The organism is Thioalkalivibrio sp., assembly GCF_041685615.1.
In the GTDB taxonomy this organism is placed as follows: domain Bacteria; phylum Pseudomonadota; class Gammaproteobacteria; order Ectothiorhodospirales; family Ectothiorhodospiraceae; genus Thioalkalivibrio.
In genome coordinates this window covers 1-26,499 of the sequence record NZ_JAWLFK010000027.1, presented here as the reverse complement: position 1 = coordinate 26,499, position 26,499 = coordinate 1, and the positions used below count along the sequence as shown (strand labels likewise).

Below are 26,499 nucleotides of genomic sequence, written 5' to 3'. Positions count from 1 at the left end.
ACCGCTGGTGCGCGCAACACTGTGGGGACTGTCCACCGTCCTCACGCTGGTGATCATCCTGCTGGGCACCCTGGCGGGACTGCTGGCCACCGAGTCCGGTACTCGCTGGCTGGCCGGGCAGGCCGAGCGCCTGGCTCCCTTCGAACTGCAAATCGACCGGGTCGAGGGCACGCTGTTCACCGAGCTGGAGCTGTACGGGCTACACCTGGCGCTGCCCGACGGCCCGGTCATCGACCTGCCTGCCGGCCGCGTCGGGGTCAGCGCCCGCAGCTTGCTGCGCGGGGAGCTGAATGTGCGGTTGCTGAGCGCGAGGGGGATGCGCGTTGATCTGCCGGCACCCGCCCCGGATGCACCCCCCGCCGACGAGCCCTTCGCCCTGCCCGACTCGGTTCGCCTGCCGCTGGCGGTCCGCCTGGGCCAACTGCGGATCGAGGAGACGGAGATCCTGCAGGCGGGCGCGCCGCTGGCCTCGATCAGCCACCTGACAGCCAGCGCCCGGGCCCGCGGTTCGCGGATCGAGTTGCGGGCGCTGGAGCTCGACATGCCGGAGGTCCAGGCCCGCCTGGCCGGCGAGATCAAGACCGCCGGCGACTATACACTTGAGTTGCACGGGCAATGGCAGTCCCCCTTGCCCGCGGCCGCTGCCGAGGGCCTGGGGACCGACGTGGCGCATGGAGAACTGTCGGTGACCGGGGCCCTGCGGGAGCGCGTGCAGGTGGAGCACGACCTGAACGCCGGCATCCAGCTGAACCTTCAGGCCAGCGCCCGCGAGCTGTTCTCCACGCCGGAGCTGGAATTGACCGCCCGGTGGCAGCCATTCGACTACCACCTCGATACGGAACAAAGCGTTGCGCTGGAAGCTGGGCGCCTCGACCTGCACGGCACGCCGAAGGCCTGGGCGCTCGACCTCGACACCGCCGCCACCCTCGCGCACTGGCCGCGCCTCGCCCTGAATGCGCGGGCACAGGGGGATCTGGAGTCAATGGAACTGGAGGCCCTGCAAATCGACTCCGAGGCCGGACGGGTCGCCCTGTCCGGACCGGTCCGGTTCGGGAGCACCCTGGACTGGGATCTGACGCTGGAGGTCCATGATCTTGCTACAACGCCGCTGGGCCTGGAGGTGGACGCCGGGGTCAAGCACCTGAAGGCACAGGTGCAGGGCACCCTGCCGATGGAGGCCAACACCCCGCTCCTGGCAGCCCTCGAAGCACGTGCCACGGTCGACGAGCTGAGCGGACAGTACGAGGACCACCCCATCACCGGCGGCCTGAACGCCTGGGTGGCCGATGGCGAGGCCGGACTCGAGGACACCCGCCTGTCCATCCGGGACATCGCGCGGCTGGATCTGGACGGCTCGGCCGCGGGCCTGGCCGGCGACCTGACCGACCCGGATCACCGCATCGTATTCGACCTCGGGCTGGATCTCGCGGGGCCGGAACTGGCGGGCCTGCATCCGGATCTGGACGGCCGGGTCGAGCAGCTGCAAGTGGCGCTGGAAGGTACCTACGCCCCCACCAGCGGCGCCCTGGACGCGCGCCTCGACCTGGCTCCGTTACGGGCCCGCCTGCACGGGAACGACATCTCCGGTGATGCCCGGGTCGCGCTGACCGAGACCGGTGGCCAGATCGAGCGGCTGCAAGTCGCCACCGACACGGGCGCGCGGCTGGCCCTGAGCGGGGATTTCGACTGGTCCGAGGGTTTCGCCTGGGATCTCGCGCTGGACGGCGACGGGTTGGACCCGTCGCTGGTGGTCACCGAGGCCCCCGGCCAGCTCGCGCTGGCCCTGACCAGCGCGGGACACCTGGATGCCGACGGCACGCCCCGCCTCGAGGCCCGGCTGCAACGCCTGGAGGGCACCCTGCTCGACCAACCGGTCTCCGGACAAGCAGAACTCGGACTGGAGGACCAGCGCCTGCGGCTGGATCGACTGGACCTGGCGCTGGGCCGCAATACCCTGACCGCCCGCGGCGAGTGGACCGACCGCCTCGACTTCGAGCTGCAGCTGGACGCCCCGGAATTGGATCGGGCCTGGCCCGACCTGGGAGGCCGACTGGAACTGGACGCCCGCATCACGGGCGACCCCGACCGTCCGCGCGTGGTGGCGCACGGCAGCGGTTCCGGTCTGCGCCTTGCGGATGTGACCCTGGACCGGCTGGAACTGGATGCCGACGCCGGCCTCGAGGTTGCCGCGCCTGCCGAGATCGACCTGCGCCTGAGCGGCCTCGAACTGGGCGACGGCACGCGGCTGGAATCCCTGCGCGTGGACGGCTCCGGTCGCGTGGACGAGCACCGCATGACCCTGGCGGCGGATGCGGCCGGCCTGGGTTCAGTGGACCTGGCCCTGCAGGGTGCCCTGGATCCCGAGACCCTGCACTGGCGGGGGCAACTCGCACGACTGGAACTGGACCAGCCCGCGGCCGGGCCCTGGCGCCTGACCCAGCCGGTCGACCTGGAGGCCGGACCCGAGCAGGCGCGGCTGGACCGCCTGTGCCTGGCACGCGAGGACAGCCGGCTGTGTGCCGAGGCACGCTGGGGCGCGGCTTCGGGGGCTGAATTCGATGCCGTGGTCCGGGCCCTCGACCTGGCCTGGCTGGAACCCTTTCTGCCGCCGGAACTGGCCATCGCGGGCGAACTGAATGCCGAGGCCAGCGGCAGCATGGACGCGGACGGCCTCCTGGGAGCCGACCTGGCCTTGACGCCCACGGACGGCCACCTGGTCGTGCGCGACGAGGATGGAGACCGAGAGGACGTACCCTACCGCGACGTGCGCCTGACCGCGCAGATACGCGATCGCGACATCGATGCGGCCCTGCGCCTCGACTTCCTGGACGGCGGGACGGCCCGCAGCGATATCCGTCTGCGCCCGGACGGGGACGACCTGCGGATCGACGGCGACCTCGTTGCCCGCCTCGATGACTTGGCCTGGCTGGCCTCCCTGAGTCCGGAGATCCAGCGCCTGCGTGGCTCGCTCGACGCCCGCCTGGATTTCGGCGGGCGCCTCGACGCACCGCTGGTGGAGGGCGAGGTGGCTTTCCGCGAGGGCGGCGTCCTGATCCCGGAGGCGGGCATCGATGTCGTCATTCCCGAGATTACGGCCCGCGTGGTCTCGGCCGAGCAGCTCACGCTCGCGGGGCGGCTGGAATCCGGGGACGGCGGCCTCGACCTCGAGGGCCAGGTGGACCTTGGCGAGAACGGCCCCCGCGCTGAACTGAACCTGGTCGGCGCGGATTTCCTGGTGGTCAACCGGGTGGATGCCGAGGTTCGCATCACGCCGGACCTGCAACTGGTCTTCACCCCCGACGACGGTATCCGTGTGCGCGGCGAGGTCGTCCTGCCGTGGGCGCGTATCCGGCCACCGGACCTGCCGTCCAGTGCCATCCAGGTTTCCGATGACGAAGTGATTCTCGGTGAGGAGATACAGGAGGCTCAGGGGCTCAAGACCGACATCCGGATCCGGATCCGGCTGGGTGATGACGTGCGCTTCGACGGTTTCGGCCTGACGGCGCGCTTCGCCGGCGAGGTGGATGTCGAGGAAGTCACCGGGCGACCGACCCAGTTGTTCGGCGAGATCACCATTCCCGAGGGCCAGTACACCGACTACGGCCAGGACCTGCGAGTAGAACGCGGCAGCCTGGTCTTCCAAGGGCCGGCGGAGAATCCGGAACTGGACCTGCGCGCCATGCGCACGGTGCGCGAGCACAACGTGACGGTCGGCCTGGAGATCCGCGGTACGCCGGCCAATCTGCGTTCGCGGGTAATCTCCGATCCGCCCATGGACGAGACCGAAGCGATGTCGTTCCTGCTGACCGGGCGCCCGCTGTCCGGCGCGTCACAGTCCGATGGGAACATGATTGCCGCCGCGGCCGCAGCCTATGGCCTGGACCAGGGAGCGGTGATCACGGAGCGCATCGGCCGCGAACTGGGTCTGGACGAGGTGGAGCTGGACACCGAGGGCGGACTGGACGAAAGCGCCCTGACACTGGGCTTGTACCTCTCGCCACGTCTGCTCCTGCGCTACTCCATCGGGCTGTTCGACAACACCTCGAAGGTCCTGCTGCGCTACGAGCTGACGCGCAACCTGAGCCTCGAGACCTCCTCCGGCACCACGGAACAGTCCGTCGACCTGATCTACCGCATCGAACGCTAGGGCGACACTGACCGACGATCGGGGCTTCATTCACCGTGAACCACAGGAAGTCTCGAAGAAAACGGCTGGGGGTTTGCTCCACGGAGAGCACAGGGGGCAGAAAGGTTCCCGGACCGGATCGGGGTGGGGCTCGACGTTCAAACGACGTCCCGACGGACGTTCAGGAGGGCGACGGCACTGCCTTGCGCCCGTCATCGCGGGGAGCCACGTGACGGCCGGAGTGACCCTCACCGAGCGTGTCCGGGAGTGCCACGACGGGCTGTACACGACGAGCCCCACTACCTTCTGCTGGCATCGAGGTCCGGCGGTAGCTAGCTTGAGGGGTCGCCGGCGCCGTTGCGCGCCGCCTCGATACGGACGCGGATCTGGCTGCGGTAGAGCTCCTCGTTGGGGATGCCGACCAGCGGACGGCCTGCCGGCCGGCCATCGGCGTCGAAGGCCATGATGGTCGGCACCACCCGCACCCCATAGTTCCGGCCCAGGGCGCTGCCGGGCATGGTGTCGCCATCAAAATCGCGGACATCTTCCCGATCCAGCATCACCTTGCGGATATGCACGCCTGCGAATGCCGGATCCTGGGCCATCGGTCCCAGATGGCGCTGTTCCGCCCGGTCGCAGTAGGGGCAGCTGCTGGACGCGAACATGATCAAGGTCGGCTGGCCATCGCCATTGCCGGCCAGGTTCCGCAGGTCCGTGGCGCGCTCCATGTCGCTGGCCGCCGCGCTGGTCGTCAGCAACAGTGCAATCAGGAGCGTGACGTTCCCCAGCAGGGCCGTGACCGGTTTGCGCTTCGCGTTCTGATGGGTGGTCATGATGATCCGCCTTTCCGAATGTATGGAACCAGTCTAGATACGCAAACTTAACGCCGGCTGAAGCGTATACCGCCTGATATCCCCGAGCCGCGCGCCGTGAAGGTTCGTCGTCGACCAGGCGAAAGGGCGTCCACAAAAAAGGCCCCGCCAAAGCGGGGCCCTTGCACCGAGGCACCGGCAAACCGGCGCTCGGAGTGTTGCGAGCGACCCTTAGTCGACGCGCTTGCGCACGTCGGAGGTCACTTCCACGCGACGGTTGGCCTCGCGACCTTCCTGGGTGGAGTTGTCGGCAGTCGGGCGGTCTTCGCCGTAGCCTTCGGTGCGGATATCATCCTCGCGCACGCCTTCGCTGGCGAGGAACTCCGCAACGGCTTCGGCGCGACGCTCGGACAGACCCTCGTTGTAGTCGGCCGGACCGATGGAGCAGGTGTGACCTTCGACCAGCACCGAGCTGTACTCGGCATCGTCGTCGGTCAGGCTGCGGGCCAGGTCACGCAGGGCGGAACGCCCCTCGGAACGCAGTTCGGCGCTGTCAAAGTCGAACAGGGCCTGGGCGCTGAGCGTGGTGGTGGTGAACTCCGGCTCCGGCTCCGGCTCCGGCTCCGCAGCGGGTTCCGGCTCGGGGGCTTCGGCAGTTTCCTCGACGTAGCCCGCGCACTCTTCGAACTTTACGTTTTCCTCGGACCAGGAACGGGTGCGCACGCACTCGCCGGAGCGATCGACCACGACCTTGCCGCTACGGTCGGTCACGTTCGCAGCCGGCGGTTCCTGCGCGACAACCTGACCGGCGGCGCCGAGCACCAGCGAGGCCACGGACGCGGCCAGAAGATTCTTAACCAGCTTATGATTCATTGCATAGCCTCCTTGTAAAATCAATCGACGTCGGACCCGTGTACACCGTGCATTTGGGACTGTTCGTGCGGTGACCGTCATCCAAAGCAGCGAGCTCCTTGCTCCAAGCCCTCTACAGTACCCTGATAGTGGCACACACGTTCGGGTTTTGCACGTGTACGGGCGCAAATTTTGTGTCGACATCACAACGTCGTCACATTCCGAAATGTGTCCGTATTTCCAGTGACTTTCGGCCGTGGTGTTTCAGTCTTGCAACAACCGGGCTCCGAATCGCACACGCGACTCGCGACAAGTTGTACACCAACGGACACACAGTCGTTCCAGGGGTTCCGAAATCGGTGGCGTCGCGGAATTCGACGACGCCACCGCGGGACGGCCCCGCCAGGTCAGACAAAAAGACCCCGCCGAAGCGGGGTCCCTGGGTACATCGGCGATGTACGGGTGTACGAACGGCTTACATCATGCCGCCCATGCCGCCCATGCCGCCCATGCCGCCCATGGCGCCCATGTCGTCGCCACCGGCGCCGCCACCGTCATCCTTCTTCGGGATGTCGGCGATCATGGCTTCGGTGGTGATCAGGAGGGCCGCGACCGATGCGGCGTTCTGCAGCGCGGAACGGGTCACCTTGGTCGGATCCAGGATGCCCATGTCGATCATGTCGCCAAAGTCGCCGCTGGCGGCGTTGTAGCCGTAGTTGCCCTTGCCTTCCAGGACCTGGTTCAGGACCACGGACGGCTCGTCACCGGAGTTGTAGACGATCTGGCGCAGCGGCTCTTCCATCGCGCGACGGCAGATGTTGATGCCGGCAGTCTGCTCGTCGTTGTCGCCCTTGAGCTTGGTGATCGCGGCGCAGGCACGCAGCAGGGCCACGCCACCACCGGGCACCACGCCTTCTTCCACCGCCGCACGCGTGGCGTGCAGGGCGTCCTCGACACGGGCCTTCTTCTCCTTCATCTCGATCTCGGTCGCAGCTCCGACCTTGATCACGGCCACACCGCCGGCCAGCTTGGCCACGCGTTCCTGCAGCTTTTCCTTGTCGTAGTCCGAGGTGGATTCCTCGATCTGCGCGCGGATCTGGTCAACGCGACCCTTGATGTCCTTGTTGGACCCCATGCCGTCAATGATCGTGGTGTTTTCCTTGGTCACCTGCACCTTCTTGGCGCGACCCAGGTCTTCCACCGAGGCCTTCTCCAGCGACAGGCCGACCTCTTCCGAGATCACCTGGCCGCCGGTCAGCACGGCGATGTCCTGCAGCATGGCCTTGCGACGGTCGCCAAAGCCCGGCGCCTTCACGGCGGCGACTTTGACGATGCCACGCATGGAGTTGACCACCAGGGTGGCCAGGGCTTCGCCCTCGATGTCCTCGGCGATGATCAGCAGCGGCTTGCTGTTCTGGGCCACGCCCTCCAGCACCGGCAGCAGCTCGCGGATGTTCGAGATCTTCTTGTCCACCAGCAGGATATAGGCGTCATCCAGCTCGGCGCTCATGCTCTGCTGGTTGTTGATGAAGTACGGCGACAGGTAGCCGCGATCGAACTGCATGCCTTCCACGACATCCAGTTCGTTGTCCAGCGAGGAGCCTTCCTCGACGGTGATCACGCCTTCCTTGCCGACCTTGTCCATCGCATCCGCGATAATCTCGCCGATCGGGGTGTCGGAGTTCGCGGAAATCGAGCCCACCTGGGCGATGGCCTTGTGCTCGGTGCACGGCTTGGACAGCTTCTTCAGCTCTTCGGTGGCGGCCTTCACGGCCTTGTCGATGCCACGCTTGAGATCCATCGGGTTCATGCCGGCGGTAACCGCCTTCATGCCCTCGCGGACGATCGACTGGGCCAGAACGGTCGCGGTGGTCGTGCCGTCACCGGCGGCGTCGGAGGTCTGCGAGGAGACTTCCTTGACCAGTTGGGCGCCCATGTTCTCGAACTTGTCTTCCAGTTCGATTTCCTTGGCCACGGACACACCGTCCTTGGTCACGGTCGGGGCCCCGAAGGCCTTGTCCAGGACCACGTTGCGGCCCTTGGGGCCGAGGGTGACCTTCACGGCATTGGCCAGCGTGTTGACACCCTTGGCCATGCGGGTACGGGCGTCGGTACCAAAGCGTACTTCTTTAGCGCTCATGATTCGTTTACTCCTGAAAATTCGTGTTGGACGGACGCGGTTCGGGGCCTCAGCCCTCGACGACGGCCATGATGTCGTCTTCGCGCATCACGAGGACTTCGTCGCCATCGACCTTGACCTCGGTGCCGGAGTACTTGCCGAACAGGACCTTGTCGCCGGTCTTCACATCCAGCGCGCGGACCTCGCCGTTCTCCAGGATCTTGCCGTTGCCCACCGCAATCACCTCGCCACGGATCGGCTTCTCGGCTGCGGAATCGGGGATCACGATGCCGCCGGGGGTGGTGCGTTCTTCTTCCATACGCTTCACGATGACTCGATCGTGCAAAGGCCGCAGGTTCATGGTGCGAACTCCTTATAAAGTGTCTGCAACAGGAAAGTTGGGATGTCGGACGGGAGCCCTGTTAGCACCCGCCCCTGACGAGTGCTAATAATAGGGGCAGACAAAGGCGAGTCAAGGGCGCGCGTTACAAATCCGGCGAGAAGGAGGAATCAGCGACGGTCGTCGCGGTCTAGCCGCTCGTCACGCGTCTCGCTACCGTCGTCATGGCGGCGAAACTCGCCCTCGATGGTATCGCTGCCCTGCGCGCCGCCGGAGCCGGCGGTCCTTGCGCGGACCATGCCGCGGCGCAGGATGCCGTCCGCCGCCCAGCGCCGCAGTGGGGGGATCAGCAGCACGAATCCGGCGGCATCGGTAAAGAACCCCGGCAGCAACAGCAAGACGGCGGCCGCCATCAACAGCCAGCCTTCGACCAGGCCCCGCGCCGGGACCTCCCCACGCGCCAGGCTTTGCTGCAGCCGGCGCCAGTGGTAAAACCCCTGCAGCCGGAACAGCATCAGCCCGGCCGCCGCCGTGACGATCACCAGCACCACCGTCATCATGGCGCCCACGGCATCGCCCACCCAGGCGAAGCCGAAGATCTCGAGCAGGACCAGGCCGAGAAAGACGAACAGGGGGAAGAAGGGGTTACGCATCAGGTGGGATTCCGGAAACCAGGCCCCTTCATTGGAACATGCGCCCCGGGTGCTGTCGATTGGAACCTGGATACTCCAGCCATCCGGGCTCGGGCGCCCCGTCGTGCCGCTCACCCCTTGTCCTTGCACAGGAAAGGGAATTAAGCCAGTCTTTTGCACGTCGTTGGTGCATATGGCTATCGAGATATTTCGGAGAGTGACCCCCCCATGCTGCGTACGCCGATCCTGATGCTGGCCCTGCTGTCCCTTCTCGTCCCCGCCCTGGCGGCGGCCGCCGTGGAGGACCCGCGCGATCCGGAACACCATTTTTTTGACCCGACCTTCGGGGAATTCCCCGAAGAGCTGGAAGAAGCACGGGCCGCCGGCAAGAAAGGCATACTGGTCTTCTTCGAGATGGCCGACTGCCCGTTCTGTCACCGCATGAAGAACCAGGTGCTGAATCAGCCCGAGGTCCAGGAGTACTTCAGCGAGCACTTTCTTGTATTCAGCGTGGATGTCGAGGGCGCGATCGAGATCGTGACCTTCGAGGGCGAGACCAAGACTCAAATGGATTGGGCCACCCGCGATTACCGGGTACGCGCGACCCCCGTATTCCAGTTCTTCAACCTGGAAGGCGAGCCCATCGCGCGCTTCACCGGCGCCACCCGCGACGCCCGTGAATTCCTGCAGCTTGGCGAGTTCGTCGCCGAGGGACATTACAAGGATCAGAACTTCACGCGCTTCAAGCGCGAGCAAGACGACCGCTGAACCCGTTATCTCCCACGTCCCGAGGATCGACGCCTGATGTCGCCGATGCACCCCCGCTCGACCGGAACCGGCTGCCGAAGCTCCCTCGCCGGCCTGCTGCTGGCCGGCCTGCTCGCCTGGCCCCTGGCGGGAGCGGCCATTGCACAGGACGGGGATAGCGCGGCCGATACCGGGCCACTGCCCGACCCGATGCGGGTAGACGATGCCCTGGACCGCGTCGACGCCCTGCATCCGCGAGTGCGTCAGGCGCGCGCCGAGCGGGAACAGGCCCGGGCCGAGCTGGAGGCGACCCGCGCCGAGCGGGACGCCACCGTGGACGCCCGGCTGGAGGCCCGCTGGATCGAGCCCAACGACCAGATCGAGGACCGTAGCCGCAACGACTCCCGAGCCGCCATCGTCGCGCGCAAGCTCCTGAGCGACTTCGGCCAGTCCCATGCCCGCGAATCCGCCGGCGAACAACGCCTGGATGCCGCCCGGCAACGGGAAGAACTGGCCCATGCCCGTCACCGGATCCATGTCCTCGAACGCTACTTCGACGTGTTACTGGCCGACCTGGCCTTTGCCCGCGACACGGAGGCGATGGCCGCCGCCTACGTCTCCAAGGAGCGCGCCGAAGAGCGCAACCAGCTCGACCAGGTATCGGACATCGAGGTCTTTCGCCTCGAGTCCGAGTACCAGAACCTGCGCGTACAGCGCACCCGCGCCCAGCAGAGCCAGGCACGGACCCGGGCTGCCCTCGCCGAGGCTCTGAACCGACCGGATCGGCGCGTACGCACCGTGCTCGCCCCCATGCTGCCGCTGGAACTGCCCGAACTGCCCGATCTCGACACCTTGCTGAGCGAGCTGGACAACACCAGCCCACGCCTTCTAGCCGAGCGCCGCCAGGTCGAGGCTGCCAGCCGCGAGGTGGCGGCTTCCCGTACCGAGCGCCGTCCGCGCCTGTACGCCGAGGCCGAGTCCGGCTGGTGGCACCGTGACCTGGGCGGCGGCGATCGCAATCCGTTCGCCGCGGGTCTGGTGCTGGAAATCCCGCTGTACGAAGGCCGCCGCCACGACAGCCGGGTCGGCCAGGCAGTCGCCGCCCGCCACCACGCCGAGGCCGAATTGGGCCAGGCGCGCATCGAGGCACGCAACCGCCTGCGCGAGCTGCACGACGAGATCCGCGCCCTGCAAACCCAGCGCGACGAGGCAGCCTGGCGCATGGACTATCGCGAGCTCTACATCGACCGGGCGCGCTACCTGTACGACATCGAGGACCAGGCCGACCTGGGCGACTCGATGGTCCAGCAAAGCGCGGCGGCACATTTTAATGCGAGTACCGAATTCCAACTGGCCCTGGCCTACGAGCGCCTGGCCCTGCTGAGCGGTCGTGACGATCTGAGCCCGTTCCGCACCACCCACGAGAACCCTTGAGCCGCCGACGCACTGGCGACCGGACGGGAGACCTGCCCATGCCCCGTGCATTCACAAGCCCATCCCTGCTGACAACTGCCGGCCTGTTGGCGCTGCTCGCCGCGGCCCCGGCCCTGGTCCTCGCCGAGGACGGATTCGGGGCCCAGATCGACTGGGGCGAGCGCTACCGCATCACGGCCCCAATCGCTGGTCGGATCGAAGCGATCGAGGCGCGGGCCGGGGAACAGGTCGAGGCCGATGCCGTCCTGTTCCGACTGGACACCCGCCGTATCGATGCCGACCTGCGGGCCGCCCGCGCAACACTGGAACGCCTGCAGATGGAACTGGACGAGGCCGAGCGCGAACGCAACAAGGCCGAGGACCTGTACGACCAGACCCTGATCTCCGCCCGCGAACTGGAACTGGCCCGCATCGAATACGCCACGGTCGCCGCGCGCCTGGCGGAGGCCCGCGCCCAGCGCGACCGTATCCGCGCCGATCTCGAGGACGCTACCATCCGGTCCCCGGCCAGCGGACGCCTCGTACGCGTCGAGGCCAGCACCGGCCAGTACGTGAATCCGGCCCTGGTGCCGCCCGTCCTCGCGATCCTCGGCACCACCGACCCCATGCGCGCCACGGCGACGGTACCGGGGGACACGGCCGCCACTCTGGAACCCGGGGAAGCGGTCACGGTCGTAGTCGGCGACCAGCGCCTGTCCGGCACGATCAAGAGCGTCGGGTGGGAACCAACGGGCGAAGAGCCCGATCGCGGCTACCGCGTGGAGGTCGAATTCTCGCCAGGGGACGACCTGCCATTGCGTCCGGGCCAGACTGCACGGATCGAACAGGACGCCTGAGAAATGAGCACCGCCAATATCCCCTCCAGCGCTCGTGCCTGGCTGGTCATCACCACCCTGGATGACCCGTCAGCGGCCGATTCCCTCGCCGGTGTCCTGGTGGAGCAGGGCCTGGCGGCCTGCGTGCATATCCTGCCGCCCGGACGCTCGGTCTACATGTGGAAAGGGAATATCGAGACCGACGCGGAAGTCACTCTACTGGTCAAGACCTCGCCCGCCCGCCTGGACGAACTCCAGGCGCGGCTGGCGGACCAACACCCCTACGAGACGCCCGAGATCATCGCCCTGCCGATCGAGCACGGGCTACCCGACTACCTGGACTGGATCACACAATGCACTTCCTGAACCCCCGCACCTGGCTGGCAAGCCTGCTCCTCGCCCTGATGCTGCTGCCCGCCCTGGGCCTGGCCCAGGGCGCCTTGGAGGACGACCTGCTGGATCCGGATGATGCCTTCAGCCTGAGCGCCGAGGCGATCGACGCCGACACCGTGCGGCTGACATGGGACATCGCGGACGAGTACTACATGTACCGCGAGCAATTCGAGTTTACCCCCGAGAGCGACGGTCTGGAGCTGGGCGAGGCCAAGACCCCGGATGGCGAGGTGAAGGAGGACGAGTTCTTCGGACGCGTCGAGACCTATCGGGGCGAGGTGCAGGTCGAGCTGCCAATCGAGGCGGCCGAAAGCACCACAATCGAACTGACCGCCCGCTCGCAGGGCTGCGCGGACCTGGGTGTGTGCTACCCGCCGCACTTCCAGACCGTCTCCATCGAACTGCCCGGCCTGCCGGACGGCAACGGCGAGAGCGAGAGCGAGAGCGAGGGCGAGGCCGCCGAGGACGCGGATCCCCGCGACGAATCCGAAGAGGAAGGCGGTGCGCTGGGCGACCTTGGCGACCTGTCCGGCGATCTCGGCGCCGCCGACGACCTGCTGGAACCGGAGAAGGCCTTTGCGGCCTCGCTGGAGGCCATCAGCCAGAACGCGGTGATCCTGCGCTTCGACATCGCCGACGGCTACTACCTCTACCGCGAACAGCTCGATGTCCGCATCGGCGAAGGCGAGGGCATCGAACTGGGCCCGGTCAACCCGCCGGAAGGCCAGACCCAGGAAGACGAGTTCTTCGGCGAGAGCCAGGTGTTCCGTGACCAGGTGGAGATCCTCATCCCGGTGCGACGCGATGCGGACGACGTTGCCGACATCACCCTGGCAATCGACTACCAGGGCTGCGCCGACGCCGGCGTGTGCTACCCGCCGCTGACCCAGGAGGTCTCGGTCAGCTTCCCCTCCGACCTGGCCGCGGAGGCCGACAGCGATGCGCTGCCGGACAGCGGCGACGAGGCCGGCGAGGATGACGACGACGCGGCGGCACCCGTCACCCAGCAGGACCGTATCGCGGCCCAACTGGCGGACGGCCAGATCTGGCTGGTGGCGCTGGCGTTCTTCGGCTTCGGGCTGCTGCTGACCTTTACCCCCTGCGTATTCCCGATGATCCCGATCCTGTCGAACATCATCATCGGGCAGAAGAATCTGACCACGCGCAAGGCATTCCTGATCTCGCTGGTGTTCGTGCTGGCCATGGCGGTGACCTACACCGTGGCGGGGGTATTCGCCGGCCTGGCCGGCGCCAACCTGCAGGCAGCGTTCCAGAACCCGTGGATCATCGGCACCTTCGTGGCCATCTTCATCGCGCTGGCAATGTCGATGTTCGGCTTCTTCGAGCTGCAGATGCCAGCCGGTGTGCAGAGCAAGCTGTCGCAGATCAGCAACAAACAGGAAGGCGGCACCTACGTCGGCGCCGGGATCATGGGCTTCCTCTCCGCCCTGATCGTCGGCCCTTGCGTGACCGCACCGCTGATCGGTGCGCTGCTCTACATCAGCCATACCGGTGACGCGGTGCTGGGGGGTATTGCCCTGTTCGCGCTGAGCATGGGCATGGGCGCCCCGCTACTGGTAATCGGCACCTCGGCCGGGCGCCTGCTGCCGAAGGCCGGTCCGTGGATGGATACCATCAAGGCGGCGTTCGGGGTCGGCCTGCTGGCGATCGGCATCTGGCTTCTGGAACGGGTCATCCCGGGCGAAATCGCGATGTTCCTGTGGGCCATCCTGCTGATCGTGACCGCCGTCTACATGGGGGCACTGAGAACCCTGCCGGAGGGTAGCTCCGGCTGGCACACCCTGTGGAAAGGCCTGGGTGTGGTGCTCCTGATCTACGGGGTGCTGCTGATGCTGGGCGCGGCCACCGGCGGCAAGGACATCTTCCGCCCGCTGGACACGCTGAACCAGCCGGCCGTGACCACAACCGGCGAACAGTCGGGACCGACCGAGCTGGAGTTCACCGACGTCGATACCCTGGAGGACGTGGAGCGCGAGGTCGCCCGGGCCCGCGAGAACGGGCAGCCGGTGTTCCTCGACTTCTTCGCCGACTGGTGCGTGGACTGCGTGCGTCTGGACCGCACCACGTTCCAGGATCCGCGCGTGATCCAGGCCTTGGCCGATGTCCATGTGCTGAAGGCCGACGTCACCGACAACACCTCCGAGCATCGCGACCTGATGCGCGAGTTCAACCTCTTCGGACCGCCGGCGATGATCTTCTACGACGCCGAAGGCAATGAACTGAAGGACTTCCGCAATGTTGGCTACCTGAACGCCGACCGGTTCCTGGCGCATGTGGAAAACGCCATCGAGGTAACACCATGAAGAACCGTACGCGCGCCCTCGCAGTACTGGCGATCGCCACGGCCAGCGCCTTCATGCTGGCCGCCTGCGGCGACCCGGAGCCGGAGATGGAATCCGATGACGCGGCGGCCAGCGCGGCTCCCGAGGTCGCGAACGAGGAAGAGGCTTCGGGCAACCAGCGCATCGACTTCACGCTGCCCGATCTCGCGGGGGACGATCGCCAGCTTAGCGAATGGGATGGCGACCTGATCGTGCTGAACTTCTGGGCGACCTGGTGCCCGCCCTGCAAGAAGGAAATGCCGCTGTTTCAGGACACCTTCGAGGCCCACCGCGACGACGACTTCACCATCGTGGCGGTGGCCGTGGACGAACAGACGGCAACCCAGCATTTCGTGGACGACTTCGGCATCGAATTCCCGGTGCTGATCGGTCAGGACGAGGCGATGGCCGTGGGCCGCGAATACGGCAACCGCATCGGCGCCTTGCCCTACACCGTACTGATCGACCGCGACGGCACTATCCTCGAAACCCATCGTGGCGAGGTGGAGCCGGCCGACCTGGACGGATGGCTGGAGGCGCACCTGTAGCGCCCCCGGACGCCGGAGTGACGCCCGGCGCCCTTGCGCCACAAGGCTGGTAAGTTAGGGAGACACTGATTGGATTGCACGCTCGCGTTGGTACCCCCTGTTTCCCGAGACAAGGCGCGGTGCGCAGCCGGTAGTGGTTCTGCCGGCAAGTGCCGCAACGCCGGATCGGGGAACAGGGGGCACCAACCCCACAAGCCATTCAAAGCAGGGGCTCGGCCGCCCGTTTTTGATAACAACGGGCGCGCGCACAGCGTTGCGGCTCCCTTGTGCAGAGTGACTGCACGGCAGTCGCCGCGCCTTGTTCGCACGCAAAAGCGACTCGAGCGCGAGCGTGCAATCCAATCAGTATCCCCCTAAGCCGCCATGACCGAGCGCGAACGCCTGTGGGAACTCGCACGCCTGATCCGGCTGGATCGCCCGGTGGGCATCTACCTACTGCTGTGGCCCACCTTCTGGGCCCTGTGGGTGGCGGCCGGGGGCTGGCCGCCGGCCTACCTGATCTTCATCTTTGCCGCGGGCGTGGTCCTGATGCGCTCGGCCGGCTGCGCGATCAACGACTACGCCGACCGCGACTTCGACGGCCACGTAGCGCGCACGCGCGACCGCCCCCTGGCGCTGGGCACCATCACCCCGCGCGAGGCACTGGGTACGTTCGCAGTGCTCAGCGTGGTCGCCTTCGTGCTGGTGCTGTTCACCAATCTCCTGACCATCCTGTACTCCCTGGTGGCCGTGGCGCTGGCCGGCACCTATCCGTTCTCCAAGCGTTTCCACCACTTCCCGCAGGTGCATCTGGGGGCCGCATTTGCCTGGGCCGTGCCCATGGCGTTCACCGCGGTCACCGGCGAGCACCCCCCCGAAGTGGCCTGGCTGCTGTTCGTGACCGTGCTGGCATGGACGGTGGTCTACGACACCTTCTACGGCATGGTGGATCGCGAGGACGACCTGAAGGTCGGGGTGAAATCCACGGCGATCGCCTTCGGCGAACTGGACCGCCTGATCACCGGTGGCCTGCAGGTGCTGGTCTGGTTCGGACTCTACCTTGTCGGTCAGCACGCCGGGTTCGGCGGGTATTACACCGCCGGGCTGGTACTCGTCGCGATGCTGATGTTCTACCAGCAGTTCCTGATCTTCGAGCGTGAACCCGCCGACTGCCTGCGCGCCTTCAAGAACAACCACTACCTGGGCGCCGTCGTCCTGCTGGCCATGATCGCGGACCACCATCTGGGGGCATGACCCCGGCTCGTCGCTCACGCTCTCGCCAGAACCAGCCCCTCCACCCGCGCGGCACCCGCCTGCCGCAGCACCCCGGCCAGTGCGAACAACGTGGCTCCGGTCGTCGCCACGTCGTCCACCACCAGGACATGCCGCCCGCCGAGGTCCGGCCCGTGCCACGCGAAGGCGCCGTTCACGTTTTGGCGGCGGGCCTTGCGCCCCAGCGCCTGCTGCGAGTCCGTCGCACGCACGCGTCGCAAACCCCGGTTTTCCAGCGCTACACCCAGCACCGCCGCCACACGCCGGGCCAGGACATCCGCCTGATTGAATCCGCGTTCGCGCAGGCGCCGGCCATGCAACGGCACCGGGATCACGAGATCGGAGTGCTCCGGGCTCAACCGGCGTTCCACCACCTCCTGCGCCAGTGCCGCAAGAATGCGTTCCGCCGTCGCATTGGCGCCATGCTTGTAGGCCAGGATCAGCTGGTCCAGGGGCCAGGCATATGCCCACCCGGCATGCAGCGCATCCAGGGCCGGGGGCTGGCGGATACAGGCCGGACAGACTCCGGCCACCGGCAGGGGCAGCGCACAGGCGGGACACGGGTGATCCAGCGGCGGGAGATCCGCCCGGCAGTCCGCGCAGATCGGCGGCCCGGGCGCCAGACACAGGCCGCAATGCGACGGATAGAGGGCCTCCCCCAGCCACTCGGCGCAGGCGGCGGCCCGGTCCCGCCAGCGGGCGGCCCGCGCCGCTGCCGCGCCCGGTTGCGGTGAAGGGGTCAGGGACATGATGGTATGCTCTGCGTTTTGCATTCAGGGTAGACCATGGCCACCAGGACCATCTCCGGGCGCAGCTCGCGGCGCGCCGCGTCGATGTTCGATATCGGCAACCTGATCAGTGTGTCGATTGCCGGAATCCCGCTGTTCGTCGTCAGCAGCGAGGGGGTCGGGGTAGGTTTCATTATCGCCGCGATCATGGGGATCGTCCCGTTGGTACTGTGGTTCGGCGGCTCCATGCTGGTCTATGCCCTGACCAAGCACCACCCCGATCCGCGCGTCGGCCACCACACCCAGTGGGCTGCCTATCGCTACTATGCCCTGATGGGTGCGCTGATCGTGGTCGCCACCTTCTTCCCGCCGGATCTCGACTACTACCGCGCCTACTGGGCCATCGCCGCGGCGATCCTGCTGCCCTGGACGATCTACGCCCTGTTCAACATCTACCGCGAGCCCTGGGCGGATGTCGACGTCCCTGCCGAAGCCGACGAGGAACATCATCTATGAGCACGCCCCGCCACGACTGGAACACCGACGAGGTCGAGGCCCTGCTCGACCTGCCGCTGAATGACCTGATCTTCCGCGCGCAGACGGTCCACCGCGAACACTTCGACCCGAACGCGGTGCAGGTAAGCACACTCCTGTCGATCAAGACCGGCGCCTGCCCCGAGGACTGCGCCTACTGCCCGCAAAGCGCGCACCACGAGGTCGAAATCGAGCGCGAACGCCTGCTGCCGCTGGACGAAGTGCTGGAGGCTGCGCGCAACGCCCGCGCCCAGGGCGCGACTCGCTTCTGCATGGGGGCGGCCTGGCGCAACCCCACCGACAAGAATCTGGAGCGCGTGATCGAGATGGTCCGCGCGGTCAAGGACGAGGGCCTCGAGACCTGCATGACCCTCGGCATGCTGAAGGCCGAGCAGGCGAAGCGCCTGTCCGAGGCAGGCCTGGACTACTACAATCACAACCTTGATACCTCGCCGGAGTTCTACGGCCACATCATCTCCACGCGCACCTACCAGGACCGCCTCGAAACCCTGGAACACGTGCGCGAGGCCGGTATGAATGTCTGCTGCGGCGGCATCCTCGGCATGGGCGAGTCGCGCCGCGACCGCGCGCGGCTGCTACAGCAGATGGCCAACCTCCCCAAGCACCCGGAGTCGGTGCCGATTAACCAGCTGATCCAGGTCGAGGGCACGCCACTGCACGGCATCGAACACCTGGACCCGCTGGAGTTCGTGCGCACCATCGCGGTCGCCCGCATTCTGATGCCGGCCTCCTACGTGCGCCTGTCCGCCGGACGCACCGAGATGTCCGACGAGATGCAGGCCCTGTGCTTCCTCTCCGGCGCCAACTCGCTGTTCTACGGCGACACCCTGCTGACCACGCCGAACCCCGGCGAGAATCACGACATGGCGCTGTTCGAACGCCTCGGCCTGCACCCGGAAACGGGCCCGGAAGCCCCCGCGAAATCGGACCAGCCGGCCTCCGCGTCGGCCTGAGCCGACCGGCCGGTGGCGGGCGACTTCCCCGATCATTTCTCGGCGGTGGCGACCGACTACGCCCGCCATCGCCCCGACTACCCTGTCGAGCTGTTTGACTGGCTGGCTGCCCACACGCCGCGACACGCCTGCGCCTGGGACTGCGCCAGCGGCAACGGTCAGGCCGCGCGGGGCCTGGCGCCACACTTCCCGCAGGTCGTTGCCACGGACGCCGCCCCGGCCCTTCTGGCTGGACTGGAGGCGACGCCCCGGCTTCAACGCGTGGCCTGCACCGCCGAGGCCTGTGCGCTGGCGGATGCCTCCGTGGATCTGGCCTGCGTGGCCCAGGCCGCGCACTGGTTTCGCCACCCCGAGTTTCACGACGAGGTCGCCCGCGTGCTGCGCCCGGGAGGATTGCTGGCGATCTGGGGCTACGGCGTGCTGCGCGCCGAGGATCCGGCGCTGGACCGCTTGCTGACCGACTTCCACGACACCACCCTGGCCCCCTGGTGGCCGGAAGAACGCAGCCACGTCCGCAGCCACTACCGCGACCTGCCTTTTCCGTGGCCCGAGATCGAGACCCCCACGTTTCGCATCGAGCGCCAGTGGCCGCGCGACAACCTGCTCGGCTATCTCGGCACTTGGTCGGCGATCCGGCGTGCCCGTGCCGCCGGTCACGACCCACTGGCCGCGCTGGCCCCGGCACTGCAGGCGCTGTGGCCCATCGCGACCACGCCGGCCCGGGTGCGCTGGCCGATCTTTCTGCGCGCGGGGCTGCGGCCATGAGCGACTCGCTGGAGCGCACCCTGGAACAGCGGCTGAGCGCCGCGCGCGACAGCGGGCGCTGGCGCCGCACCCGCGTGCTTGACGGCCCGCAACGCCCGGAACAGATCATCGACGGTTACCACATGGTGGCCTTCTGCTCCAACGACTACCTGGGCCTCGCCGCCGACCCGGCAGTGGTGGCCGCGGCCCGCGAAGCCCTGGACTACTACGGTGTCGGCGCCGGCGCCGCCCACCTGATCAACGGCCACACCCGGGCCCACGAGGAACTGGAACAGGCGCTGGCGCACTTCACCGGCCGCGAACGCGTACTGGTCTTCTCCACCGGGTACATGGCCAATCTGGCCCTGATGCAGGCCCTCGTCGGCCGCCACGACACGGTGTTCGAGGACCGCCTGAACCACGCGTCGCTGATCGACGCCGTGCGACTCTCCGGCGCGCGCAGCCAGCGCTACCGCCACGCCGAGCCCCAACACTTGCGTGAACGTCTGAACAAGGCTCCCGCGACCGGGCACCGCATGATCGTGACCGATGGTGTGTTCTCCATGGACGGCGACATCGCCCCGCTGCCGGAACTCGCCGCCCTCGCCCGCGAGTTCGACGCCTGGCTGATGGTGGACGACGCCCACGGCCTGTCGGTGCTGGGAGACACCGGCGGCGGCAGTTGTCAGCACTTTGGTCTTGGTAGCGGCGAGGTCCCGGTCCTGATGGGAACCCTGGGCAAGGGCTTCGGTACCGCCGGGGCCTTCGTGGCCGGCTCCGAACGGCTGATCGAGACCCTCATCCAGACCGCCCGTCCCTACATCTACACCACCGCGATGCCGGCAGCCCTGGCCGCCGCCACGCTGGCCTCGGTGCGCATCGCCGAGGCCGCCGGCGAGCGGCGCGAGCACCTGCAGCACCTGCTCCGGCGCCTGGGCGAGGGCCTGGACCGCCTCGGTCTGCCACACCCGCCACCGGTCACGCCCATCCAGCCCGTCACCCTGGGCACCGCGGCGCGCGCCAGTGCCGTCGCCGAGCGACTGTTCAAGGCCGGTTTCCTGGTTCCCGCGATCCGCCCGCCAACCGTACCGGAAGGGGAGGCGCGTCTGCGTATCACGCTGTCTGCCGCCCATACCGAAGCCCAGGTCGACGCCCTGCTCCGGGCCCTGGAACACGCGCTCGGCACGACGACCGCGTGAAACCGCGCACATATCCGCCATGAAGCCGGTCGCGCTTCCGGAAAACGCCCTGTCACGTTAAAGAAGCGTTCAGCGAAACCACGCAACGCTGGGGCTTCCCCCGTTCACAAGGAGACGGACCATGGCACGGACATGCAATCAATCCCGTCGCGGCCGACCCGCGCACCTGAAGGTGCTGACGGCCGCGCTGCTGTTCGGCTTCGCGGCCGACACACTGGCCGCGCCCCCGCCCTGGGCCCCGGCCCACGGCCGGCGCGCGCAGAATGACCCCGGTTACGAGGGGTATCACGGGCGCAGTGTCGAGCGCTGGGAACATGACTTCGGGGTGATGGACGGGCGCTGCAACCGCGACGCCATCGGCGCCGCGATCGGTGGGGGTGCAGGGGCCGTGATCGGTCATCGGGTCGGCGGCGGTGACCCAGTGGCAATCCTGATCGGCGCGGCCGGCGGCGCCATCCTCGGCGGCATCATCGGCCGCCAGATGGACCGCAACGACCAGGCCTGCATGGGGCATGCCCTGGAGCTGGCCGGCACCGGCCAGACCGTGCACTGGCTTAATGCCCACGACCAACGGGTGCAGCTAACCCCACGCCGCAACCGCGACAGTGGCTGCCGCGACTTCGAGATGACCATCGACGGGCGGCGCCAAACCGGCACCGCCTGCCCGTCGGCACCGGGTCACTGGGAGATCCGGGGCTAAACGCAGCCTTTTCTAAAGCTCCCCACGCTCGGCCAGGGAGACGCTCTCGTCGGCGATAATCACATGGTCGAGGACACGAACGTCCACCAGCCCCAGGGCGTCGGCCAGGCGGCGGGTGATCGCGACATCCGAGCACGACGGCTCGGCCACGCCCGAGGGATGGTTGTGCGCCAGAATGACCGCCGCCGCGTTGTGATGCAGCGAGCGGCGCACGACCTCGCGCGGGTGTACGGACGCCCCGTCGATGGTGCCGCGAAAGAGCTCCTCGAAGGCGATCACACGGTGGCGGTTGTCGAGGAACAACACGCCGAAGACCTCGAAGGGATAGTCACGCAGGCGCGCCGCGAGGAACTGCCGGGTCGCTCCCGGCGAGGTCAGCGCGTCACCCCGTTCCAGGTCGGCGGCCAGATGCCGACGCCCCATCTCCAGCACCGCCTGCAGCTGGGCGTACTTGGCATCCCCCAGCCCCGGCGCGGCGCAGAATCCGGCCTGATCCGCCTGCAACAGGGGCCGCAGCCCGCCGAAGCGGCTGAGCAGATCCCGCGCCACATCCACCGCGCTCTTGCCCGCGACGCCGGTGCGCAGAAAGATCGCCAGCAGCTCCGCATCCGACAATGCGCCCGCGCCGCGCTCGATCAGCTTCTCCCGCGGGCGCTCGGCCGCGGGCCAGTCGGTAATCGCCATCCCCACCTCCTTGTGGTTGCGTGACGTTCGTTCAACTTGTTGAGTCCGGCTCCGCGGATCGCGTCATCCAGTCGAGGCCGGGTGCGTCGCGCCCAGCGAAACGCCCCGTTCAAACGCTCGACCGCTCTACGGTCGTCCGCGGACGCACCCACAGTCCCACGATGCGGTTCGCTCCGCTCATCCGCATCCTGCAACCCGGAACCGCGCCCGGGCCCTGGGCTAGTCCTCGAAGCGGGAGATGTCGCGCACCGCGCCGAAGGCGGCGGAGGTCGTCATCAGGGCATAGGCGCGCAGGGCCTGGGACACCTGGCGGCTTCGGGACTCGGGCTTCCAGGCCTTCGGGCCGCGGGCATCCATGGCCTCGCGCCGGGCCGCCAGCGTGGCACCGTCGACGTCGATGCGGATCTCGCGCCCGGGAATGTCGATGACGATGGTGTCACCCTCCTCGATCAGGCCGATTGCGCCACCCTGTGCCGCCTCCGGCGAGACGTGGCCGATGGACAGCCCGGAGGTACCGCCGGAGAAGCGTCCGTCGGTAATCAGCGCGCATTCCTTGCCCAAGCCCCTGGACTTCAGATACGAGGTCGGGTAAAGCATCTCCTGCATGCCGGGGCCGCCCTTGGGGCCCTCGTAGCGGATGATCACGACGTCACCCGCCCGGATCTGGTCACCAAGGATGGCCTCAACGGCCGATTCCTGACTTTCGAAGATACGGGCAGGGCCGGAGAAGACGCGGATCGTCGAAGTGGGCACGCTGGTGGTGTAACGCAGCTGCTCCGTTTCAAACATACTCTCGTCCACACCCGCGGTCTTCACGATGCAGCCGTCCGGGGCCATGTTGCCGTAGAGCACGGCCAGGCCGCCGTCCTGCGAGTAGGCATGCTCGATGTCGCGGATGCAGCCGGTCTCGCGATCGATGTCCAGGCTGTCCCAGCTCTTGTCCTGACCGAACGCAACCTGGGTGGGCACGCCGCCCGGGGCGGCCTTGTACAGCGTCTCGGAGGCGGCGGCGTGGCGCATCACGTCCCATTGCTCCAGTGCCTGGCCCATGGTGTCGGCATGCACGGTCGGGATATCGCGGTGAATCAGCCCGCCGCGATCCAGCTCGGCGAGGATGCCGACCACGCCACCGGCACGGTGCACGTCCTCCATGTGGTAGAGCTGGGTGGCCGGGGCGACCTTGCACAGATTCGGCACCTTGCGCGACAAGCGGTCGATGTCGGCCATGGTGAAGTCCACTTCTCCCTCGCGCGCGGCCGCCAGCAGGTGCAGCACGGTGTTGGTGGAACCGCCCATCGCGATATCCAGGCTCATCGCGTTTTCGAAGGCCTCGAAGGTGGCAATGGATCGCGGCAGCACGGAGGCGTCGTCCTGCTCGTAGTAGCGTTTGGCGAGCTCGACCACGCGCTGGCCGGCCTGCTCGAACAGGCCCTTGCGCCCGGCGTGGGTGGCCAGCAGCGAACCGTTGCCCGGCAGCGACAGGCCCAGCGCCTCGGTCAGGCAGTTCATCGAGTTGGCGGTGAACATGCCGGAGCAGGAGCCGCAGGTCGGGCAGGCGGAGCGCTCGATGGACTCCACTTCCTCGTCCGAGGCACTGGAGTCGGCAGCCTTGACCATCGCGTCCACCAGATCCAGGTGGATGACCTTGTCGCTGCCTGGTGCCTGCACCTTGCCCGCCTCCATCGGCCCGCCGGAAACGAACACCACCGGGATGTTCAGGCGCATCGCGGCCATCAGCATACCGGGGGTGATCTTGTCGCAGTTGGAGATGCAGACCAGGGCATCGGCGCAGTGCGCGTTGACCATGTACTCCACCGAGTCGGCGATAATCTCGCGCGAGGGCAGGGAGTAGAGCATCCCGCTGTGGCCCATCGCGATGCCGTCGTCCACCGCGATGGTGTTGAACTCCTTGGCCACACCACCGGCCTTCTCCACCTCGCCGGCCACCAGCTGACCCAGATCCTTCAGGTGCACGTGCCCCGGCACGAACTGGGTGAAGGAATTGGCGATGGCGATGATCGGCTTGCCGAAATCGCCATCCTGCATGCCGGTGGCGCGCCACAGGGCGCGGGCACCGGCCATGTTGCGGCCGTGGGTGGTGGTGCGGGAACGATAGGCGGGCATGGGTTCGGGCTCTCGTGAACGTTTACGCGAAAGCGGAATCGTACATAATGAGTCGTACAAACCCCAGTACCCCGAGGTCCGTGGAATGAAAATCGAAGTCGAGAACATCAAGTGCGGCGGCTGCGCCAGCTCCATCCGCAAGGGCCTGCTGCAGGTCGAGGGCGTCACCGGCGCCGAGGTGGACGTGGAAGGCGGTGCGGTCGAGGTCGAGGCCCCGGACAGCGCCCGCGAGGCGGTGGCCGCGAAACTCGCCAATATGGGCTATCCGGAAGTCGGGTCGGTCTCCGGCCTGCGTTCCGCCGGCGCCAAGGCCAAGTCCTTCGCCAGCTGCGCCGTGGGCCGCATGAGCGGCGAATAGGCCGTGACGCCAGCCTTGTGGGGCCGGGCGTGGCACGGCCTTGCCTGGCTGGCACTAATCGTCGTCCTCGGCGCGGGCCAGGCGCACGCGGACGACGGGCTGCCAACCGCCGATCTGGCGATCGGCGAGCAGACCCTCACGATCGAAATCGCCGCGACAGACCGCAGTCGCCGCGTAGGGCTGATGCACCGTGACCACCTGCCCGGAGACCGCGGCATGCTGTTCGTCTGGCCGCGCCCGGCGCAGTACGGGATGTGGATGCAGAACACCCGCATCCCGCTGGACGTGGCCTTCATCGATGCGCATTTCACCATCACCAACATCGCCACCATGACGCCCCACTCCACCCGCATCCACGAGGCGAAACGCCCCGTGCGCTACGCCCTGGAGGTCAATGCCGGGTGGTTCGAGGCACATGGCATCGGGGCCGGCGACCGCGTGCCAGATCTCGAGCGCGCGCTGGGCCAGAGCGACTGAGCCACCGAGGAAGCCCCGCGGCATCGGGGTCCGGGCGTGCGAATTGGTCCGCGTCTCCCTAGACTGTCCGGTCAGGACACCCACAGGAAACGGATGCGCACGTGACCACCATGCCCACTCCCCCATCCGCTCGCCCGGGCGCGCCCTTGCGCCGGACCCCGCAGCCCGGGGAGCTGGCGTGGTTCCGTGATGCCGTGCCGTACATTGCCGCCCACCGCGGGCGCACCATGGTGATCGCACTGGCGGGCGAGGCCGCCCATGCACCGGAATTCCCGGCACTGATGCGCGACATCGCCAAACTCAATGCCCTCGGCATCCGGGTTGTACTGGTCTACGGTGCCCGCCCGCAGATCGAGACGCGGATGGCGGAACGTGGACTGACCCCGGCCTACGCGAACGGGCTGCGCGTGACCAACGCCCCGGCACTGGACGCGGTGCTGGACGCGGTGGGCCGGCTGCGCCTGCAGATCGAGGGCCTGCTGTCGCGCAGTCTGGGCCAGCCGGGTACCGGCAACGCCCGGCTGCGCGTGGCGGGCGGCAACTTCGTCACCGCCCGCCCGCTGGGCGTCCGCGACGGCGTGGACTTCCATTACACCGGCGAGGTGCGCGGGGTGGACACCACCGCACTCGCGGCCTTGCTGGACCGCGAGCAGGTGGCCTTGGTCTCCCCGCTCGGGTACTCCCCCACCGGCGAGGTATTCAACCTCTCCGGCGAGGATGTCGCCACCCAGGTTGCGATCGCGCTGAACGCCGACAAGCTCATCTTTCTCACCGAAGCCGGGGTCCTGCGAGACCCCGAACACGGCGTGCTCGACCAGCTCACCGTACCCGCTGCCCAGGAACTGCTGGAGACCGCCACCGACCTTCCGGAAGAACTGGCCAACCACTTGCGAAGCGCCATCGACGCCTGCCACCGCCGCGAGATGCGCGTGCACCTGGTGGACCGGCACGACGACGGCGGGCTGCTGACCGAACTGTTCACCCGCCAGGGGATCGGGACACTGGTTTCGCGCGAGCCGCTGGAGCAACTGCGTCCGGCGACGCTCGACGATGTTGGTGGCATCCATGCCCTGCTGGAACCGCTGGAGGCCGAAGGCATCCTGGTGCATCGCGCCCGGGAACACCTGGAACTGGAGATCGACCGCTTCCAGGTACTGGAGGCCGATGGCCTAATTATCGGCACTGCCGCGCTGTACCCCTTCGAGACGGATGCGGCGGAGATCGCCTGCCTGGCCCTGCACGCGGACTACCGCGGGAGTGGCCGCGGCGACCGCCTGCTGCAGGCCATGGAACAACAGGCGCGGGAGCAGGGTATCCGGCGGGTGTTCGTGCTCACCACACGCACCGCCCAGTGGTTCCAGGAACGCGGCTACACGCCGGGCCAGGTGGACGACCTGCCCGCCAGCCGCCAGACCCGCTACAACCAGGCGCGCAACTCGCGGGTCTTTACCCGCAGCCTGGACACCGCGTAGCGACGCAACAGGCTACTGGGTGTAGCGCGCCTCGTCGCGCTCGTGAGCCTCCTGGGCGGCCACGCTCAGGGTTGCGATCGGCCGGGCTTCCAGC

Annotated in this window: 24 protein-coding genes and 1 pseudogene; 16 read left to right on the top strand and 9 right to left on the bottom strand. The window is 67.7% G+C overall.

The window, feature by feature from the left end; genetic code table 11:
* Nucleotides 1-7 precede the first annotated feature (7 nt).
* Complete coding sequence (locus tag ACESLR_RS07215; RefSeq protein WP_373025717.1) at nucleotides 8-4,147, top strand: translocation/assembly module TamB domain-containing protein; 4,140 nt, start codon at nucleotides 8-10, stop codon at nucleotides 4,145-4,147.
* A 311-nt stretch (nucleotides 4,148-4,458) separates the two neighbouring features.
* Here ACESLR_RS07215 and ACESLR_RS07210 read toward each other — a convergent pair whose 3' ends face one another.
* The 5 genes from ACESLR_RS07210 to ACESLR_RS07190 form a co-directional block, all read right to left on the bottom strand.
* A complete protein-coding gene (locus tag ACESLR_RS07210) occupies nucleotides 4,459-4,959 on the bottom strand; it encodes a thioredoxin fold domain-containing protein (protein WP_373025718.1) in 501 nt (166 codons plus the stop codon).
* 210 nt (nucleotides 4,960-5,169) lie between these two features.
* Complete coding sequence (locus tag ACESLR_RS07205; protein WP_373025304.1) at nucleotides 5,170-5,811, bottom strand: OmpA family protein; 642 nt, start codon at nucleotides 5,809-5,811, stop codon at nucleotides 5,170-5,172.
* Between the two features lie 454 nt (nucleotides 5,812-6,265).
* Nucleotides 6,266-7,930 carry a chaperonin GroEL gene (gene groL, locus ACESLR_RS07200; protein ID WP_373025305.1) on the bottom strand — a complete coding sequence of 555 codons (1,665 nt, stop codon included), beginning with the start codon at nucleotides 7,928-7,930 and terminating at the stop codon, nucleotides 6,266-6,268.
* Nucleotides 7,931-7,979: 49 nt separating this feature from the next.
* Nucleotides 7,980-8,270 carry a co-chaperone GroES gene (gene groES, locus ACESLR_RS07195; RefSeq protein WP_373025306.1) on the bottom strand — a complete coding sequence of 97 codons (291 nt, stop codon included), beginning with the start codon at nucleotides 8,268-8,270 and terminating at the stop codon, nucleotides 7,980-7,982.
* Between the two features lie 149 nt (nucleotides 8,271-8,419).
* Nucleotides 8,420-8,902, bottom strand: coding sequence for an FxsA family protein (locus tag ACESLR_RS07190; protein WP_373025307.1), 483 nt, complete (start codon nucleotides 8,900-8,902; stop codon nucleotides 8,420-8,422).
* Between the two features lie 207 nt (nucleotides 8,903-9,109).
* On the opposite strand from ACESLR_RS07190, the gene ACESLR_RS07185 reads away from it, so the two are divergent.
* The 7 genes from ACESLR_RS07185 to ubiA all read left to right on the top strand — a co-directional run bounded on the left by ACESLR_RS07185 (nucleotide 9,110) and on the right by ubiA (nucleotide 16,393).
* Nucleotides 9,110-9,649, top strand: a complete 540-nt coding sequence (locus ACESLR_RS07185; RefSeq protein ID WP_373025308.1) for a thioredoxin family protein — start codon at nucleotides 9,110-9,112, stop codon at nucleotides 9,647-9,649.
* A gap of 36 nt (nucleotides 9,650-9,685) precedes the next feature.
* Nucleotides 9,686-11,062: a TolC family protein gene (locus ACESLR_RS07180; RefSeq protein ID WP_373025309.1), complete on the top strand. Its 1,377-nt coding sequence runs from the start codon at nucleotides 9,686-9,688 to the stop codon at nucleotides 11,060-11,062.
* Between the two features lie 38 nt (nucleotides 11,063-11,100).
* Nucleotides 11,101-11,898 (top strand): efflux RND transporter periplasmic adaptor subunit, encoded by a 798-nt coding sequence (locus ACESLR_RS07175; RefSeq protein ID WP_373025310.1) that lies wholly within the window; start codon nucleotides 11,101-11,103, stop codon nucleotides 11,896-11,898.
* 3 nt (nucleotides 11,899-11,901) lie between these two features.
* Nucleotides 11,902-12,243 carry a divalent-cation tolerance protein CutA gene (gene cutA / locus ACESLR_RS07170; RefSeq protein WP_373025311.1) on the top strand — a complete coding sequence of 114 codons (342 nt, stop codon included), beginning with the start codon at nucleotides 11,902-11,904 and terminating at the stop codon, nucleotides 12,241-12,243.
* Nucleotides 12,231-14,594, top strand: a complete 2,364-nt coding sequence (dsbD, locus tag ACESLR_RS07165) for a protein-disulfide reductase DsbD (protein ID WP_373025312.1) — start codon at nucleotides 12,231-12,233, stop codon at nucleotides 14,592-14,594. The genes cutA and dsbD overlap by 13 nt, the downstream gene beginning before the upstream one ends.
* Nucleotides 14,591-15,160 carry a TlpA family protein disulfide reductase gene (locus ACESLR_RS07160; RefSeq protein WP_373025313.1) on the top strand — a complete coding sequence of 190 codons (570 nt, stop codon included), beginning with the start codon at nucleotides 14,591-14,593 and terminating at the stop codon, nucleotides 15,158-15,160. The genes dsbD and ACESLR_RS07160 overlap by 4 nt, the downstream gene beginning before the upstream one ends.
* A 363-nt stretch (nucleotides 15,161-15,523) precedes the next feature.
* Nucleotides 15,524-16,393: a 4-hydroxybenzoate octaprenyltransferase gene (gene ubiA, locus ACESLR_RS07155; RefSeq protein WP_373025314.1), complete on the top strand. Its 870-nt coding sequence runs from the start codon at nucleotides 15,524-15,526 to the stop codon at nucleotides 16,391-16,393.
* Nucleotides 16,394-16,407: 14 nt separating this feature from the next.
* Here the strand turns inward: ubiA and ACESLR_RS07150 are convergent, their stop codons facing one another.
* On the bottom strand, nucleotides 16,408-16,956 hold the full coding sequence (locus tag ACESLR_RS07150; protein ID WP_373025335.1) for a ComF family protein: 549 nt from the start codon (nucleotides 16,954-16,956) through the stop codon (nucleotides 16,408-16,410).
* 240 nt (nucleotides 16,957-17,196) lie between these two features.
* Between ACESLR_RS07150 and ACESLR_RS07145 the strand changes: the two genes are divergently transcribed.
* From ACESLR_RS07145 to ACESLR_RS07125, 5 genes are all read left to right on the top strand, one after another.
* Nucleotides 17,197-17,655 carry a hypothetical protein gene (locus ACESLR_RS07145; protein ID WP_373025315.1) on the top strand — a complete coding sequence of 153 codons (459 nt, stop codon included), beginning with the start codon at nucleotides 17,197-17,199 and terminating at the stop codon, nucleotides 17,653-17,655.
* Nucleotides 17,652-18,647, top strand: coding sequence for a biotin synthase BioB (gene bioB / locus ACESLR_RS07140; protein WP_373025316.1), 996 nt, complete (start codon nucleotides 17,652-17,654; stop codon nucleotides 18,645-18,647). Before ACESLR_RS07145 ends, bioB begins: the two co-directional genes overlap by 4 nt.
* Nucleotides 18,648-18,659: 12 nt before the next feature.
* On the top strand, nucleotides 18,660-19,412 hold the full coding sequence (locus ACESLR_RS07135; protein WP_373025317.1) for a class I SAM-dependent methyltransferase: 753 nt from the start codon (nucleotides 18,660-18,662) through the stop codon (nucleotides 19,410-19,412).
* Nucleotides 19,409-20,590 (top strand): 8-amino-7-oxononanoate synthase, encoded by a 1,182-nt coding sequence (gene bioF, locus ACESLR_RS07130; RefSeq protein WP_373025318.1) that lies wholly within the window; start codon nucleotides 19,409-19,411, stop codon nucleotides 20,588-20,590. Before ACESLR_RS07135 ends, bioF begins: the two co-directional genes overlap by 4 nt.
* 121 nt (nucleotides 20,591-20,711) lie before the next feature.
* Nucleotides 20,712-21,290: a glycine zipper domain-containing protein gene (locus tag ACESLR_RS07125; RefSeq protein ID WP_373025319.1), complete on the top strand. Its 579-nt coding sequence runs from the start codon at nucleotides 20,712-20,714 to the stop codon at nucleotides 21,288-21,290.
* Between the two features lie 12 nt (nucleotides 21,291-21,302).
* Here the strand turns inward: ACESLR_RS07125 and radC are convergent, their stop codons facing one another.
* On the bottom strand, nucleotides 21,303-21,974 hold the full coding sequence (gene radC / locus ACESLR_RS07120) for a RadC family protein (RefSeq protein WP_373025320.1): 672 nt from the start codon (nucleotides 21,972-21,974) through the stop codon (nucleotides 21,303-21,305).
* Between the two features lie 219 nt (nucleotides 21,975-22,193).
* Nucleotides 22,194-24,098: a dihydroxy-acid dehydratase gene (ilvD, locus tag ACESLR_RS07115; protein ID WP_373025321.1), complete on the bottom strand. Its 1,905-nt coding sequence runs from the start codon at nucleotides 24,096-24,098 to the stop codon at nucleotides 22,194-22,196.
* Between the two features lie 85 nt (nucleotides 24,099-24,183).
* Between ilvD and ACESLR_RS07110 the strand changes: the two genes are divergently transcribed.
* From ACESLR_RS07110 to argA, 3 genes are all read left to right on the top strand, one after another.
* Nucleotides 24,184-24,456, top strand: coding sequence for a heavy-metal-associated domain-containing protein (locus ACESLR_RS07110; protein WP_373025322.1), 273 nt, complete (start codon nucleotides 24,184-24,186; stop codon nucleotides 24,454-24,456).
* Nucleotides 24,457-24,459: 3 nt separating this feature from the next.
* Nucleotides 24,460-24,933: a DUF192 domain-containing protein gene (locus ACESLR_RS07105; RefSeq protein ID WP_373025323.1), complete on the top strand. Its 474-nt coding sequence runs from the start codon at nucleotides 24,460-24,462 to the stop codon at nucleotides 24,931-24,933.
* 110 nt (nucleotides 24,934-25,043) lie between these two features.
* Nucleotides 25,044-26,405, top strand: coding sequence for an amino-acid N-acetyltransferase (gene argA / locus ACESLR_RS07100; RefSeq protein ID WP_373025324.1), 1,362 nt, complete (start codon nucleotides 25,044-25,046; stop codon nucleotides 26,403-26,405).
* 12 nt (nucleotides 26,406-26,417) lie between these two features.
* On the opposite strand, the pseudogene ACESLR_RS07095 reads toward argA, so the two are convergent.
* A pseudogene (locus tag ACESLR_RS07095) lies at nucleotides 26,418-26,499 on the bottom strand (RNA polymerase-binding protein DksA); the annotation flags it as partial.

Bases quoted from the DNA above. Each gene is read 5' to 3' on its own strand.
- ACESLR_RS07205 (WP_373025304.1), bottom strand. From the start codon at position 5,811: ATGAATCATAAGCTGGTTAAGAATCTTCTGGCCGCGTCCGTGGCCTCG.
- groES (WP_373025306.1), bottom strand. From the start codon at position 8,270: ATGAACCTGCGGCCTTTGCACGATCGAGTCATCGTGAAGCGTATGGAA.
- ACESLR_RS07145 (WP_373025315.1), top strand. From the start codon at position 17,197: ATGGCCACCAGGACCATCTCCGGGCGCAGCTCGCGGCGCGCCGCGTCG.
- ubiA (WP_373025314.1), top strand. From the start codon at position 15,524: ATGACCGAGCGCGAACGCCTGTGGGAACTCGCACGCCTGATCCGGCTG.
- ilvD (WP_373025321.1), bottom strand. From the start codon at position 24,098: ATGCCCGCCTATCGTTCCCGCACCACCACCCACGGCCGCAACATGGCC.
- bioB (WP_373025316.1), top strand. From the start codon at position 17,652: ATGAGCACGCCCCGCCACGACTGGAACACCGACGAGGTCGAGGCCCTG.
- ACESLR_RS07110 (WP_373025322.1), top strand. From the start codon at position 24,184: ATGAAAATCGAAGTCGAGAACATCAAGTGCGGCGGCTGCGCCAGCTCC.
- ACESLR_RS07210 (WP_373025718.1), bottom strand. From the start codon at position 4,959: ATGACCACCCATCAGAACGCGAAGCGCAAACCGGTCACGGCCCTGCTG.
- ACESLR_RS07160 (WP_373025313.1), top strand. From the start codon at position 14,591: ATGAAGAACCGTACGCGCGCCCTCGCAGTACTGGCGATCGCCACGGCC.
- ACESLR_RS07175 (WP_373025310.1), top strand. From the start codon at position 11,101: ATGCCCCGTGCATTCACAAGCCCATCCCTGCTGACAACTGCCGGCCTG.
- groL (WP_373025305.1), bottom strand. From the start codon at position 7,930: ATGAGCGCTAAAGAAGTACGCTTTGGTACCGACGCCCGTACCCGCATG.
- dsbD (WP_373025312.1), top strand. From the start codon at position 12,231: ATGCACTTCCTGAACCCCCGCACCTGGCTGGCAAGCCTGCTCCTCGCC.
- radC (WP_373025320.1), bottom strand. From the start codon at position 21,974: ATGGCGATTACCGACTGGCCCGCGGCCGAGCGCCCGCGGGAGAAGCTG.
- argA (WP_373025324.1), top strand. From the start codon at position 25,044: ATGCCCACTCCCCCATCCGCTCGCCCGGGCGCGCCCTTGCGCCGGACC.
- ACESLR_RS07185 (WP_373025308.1), top strand. From the start codon at position 9,110: ATGCTGCGTACGCCGATCCTGATGCTGGCCCTGCTGTCCCTTCTCGTC.
- ACESLR_RS07180 (WP_373025309.1), top strand. From the start codon at position 9,686: ATGTCGCCGATGCACCCCCGCTCGACCGGAACCGGCTGCCGAAGCTCC.
- ACESLR_RS07125 (WP_373025319.1), top strand. From the start codon at position 20,712: ATGGCACGGACATGCAATCAATCCCGTCGCGGCCGACCCGCGCACCTG.
- ACESLR_RS07190 (WP_373025307.1), bottom strand. From the start codon at position 8,902: ATGCGTAACCCCTTCTTCCCCCTGTTCGTCTTTCTCGGCCTGGTCCTG.
- bioF (WP_373025318.1), top strand. From the start codon at position 19,409: ATGAGCGACTCGCTGGAGCGCACCCTGGAACAGCGGCTGAGCGCCGCG.
- cutA (WP_373025311.1), top strand. From the start codon at position 11,902: ATGAGCACCGCCAATATCCCCTCCAGCGCTCGTGCCTGGCTGGTCATC.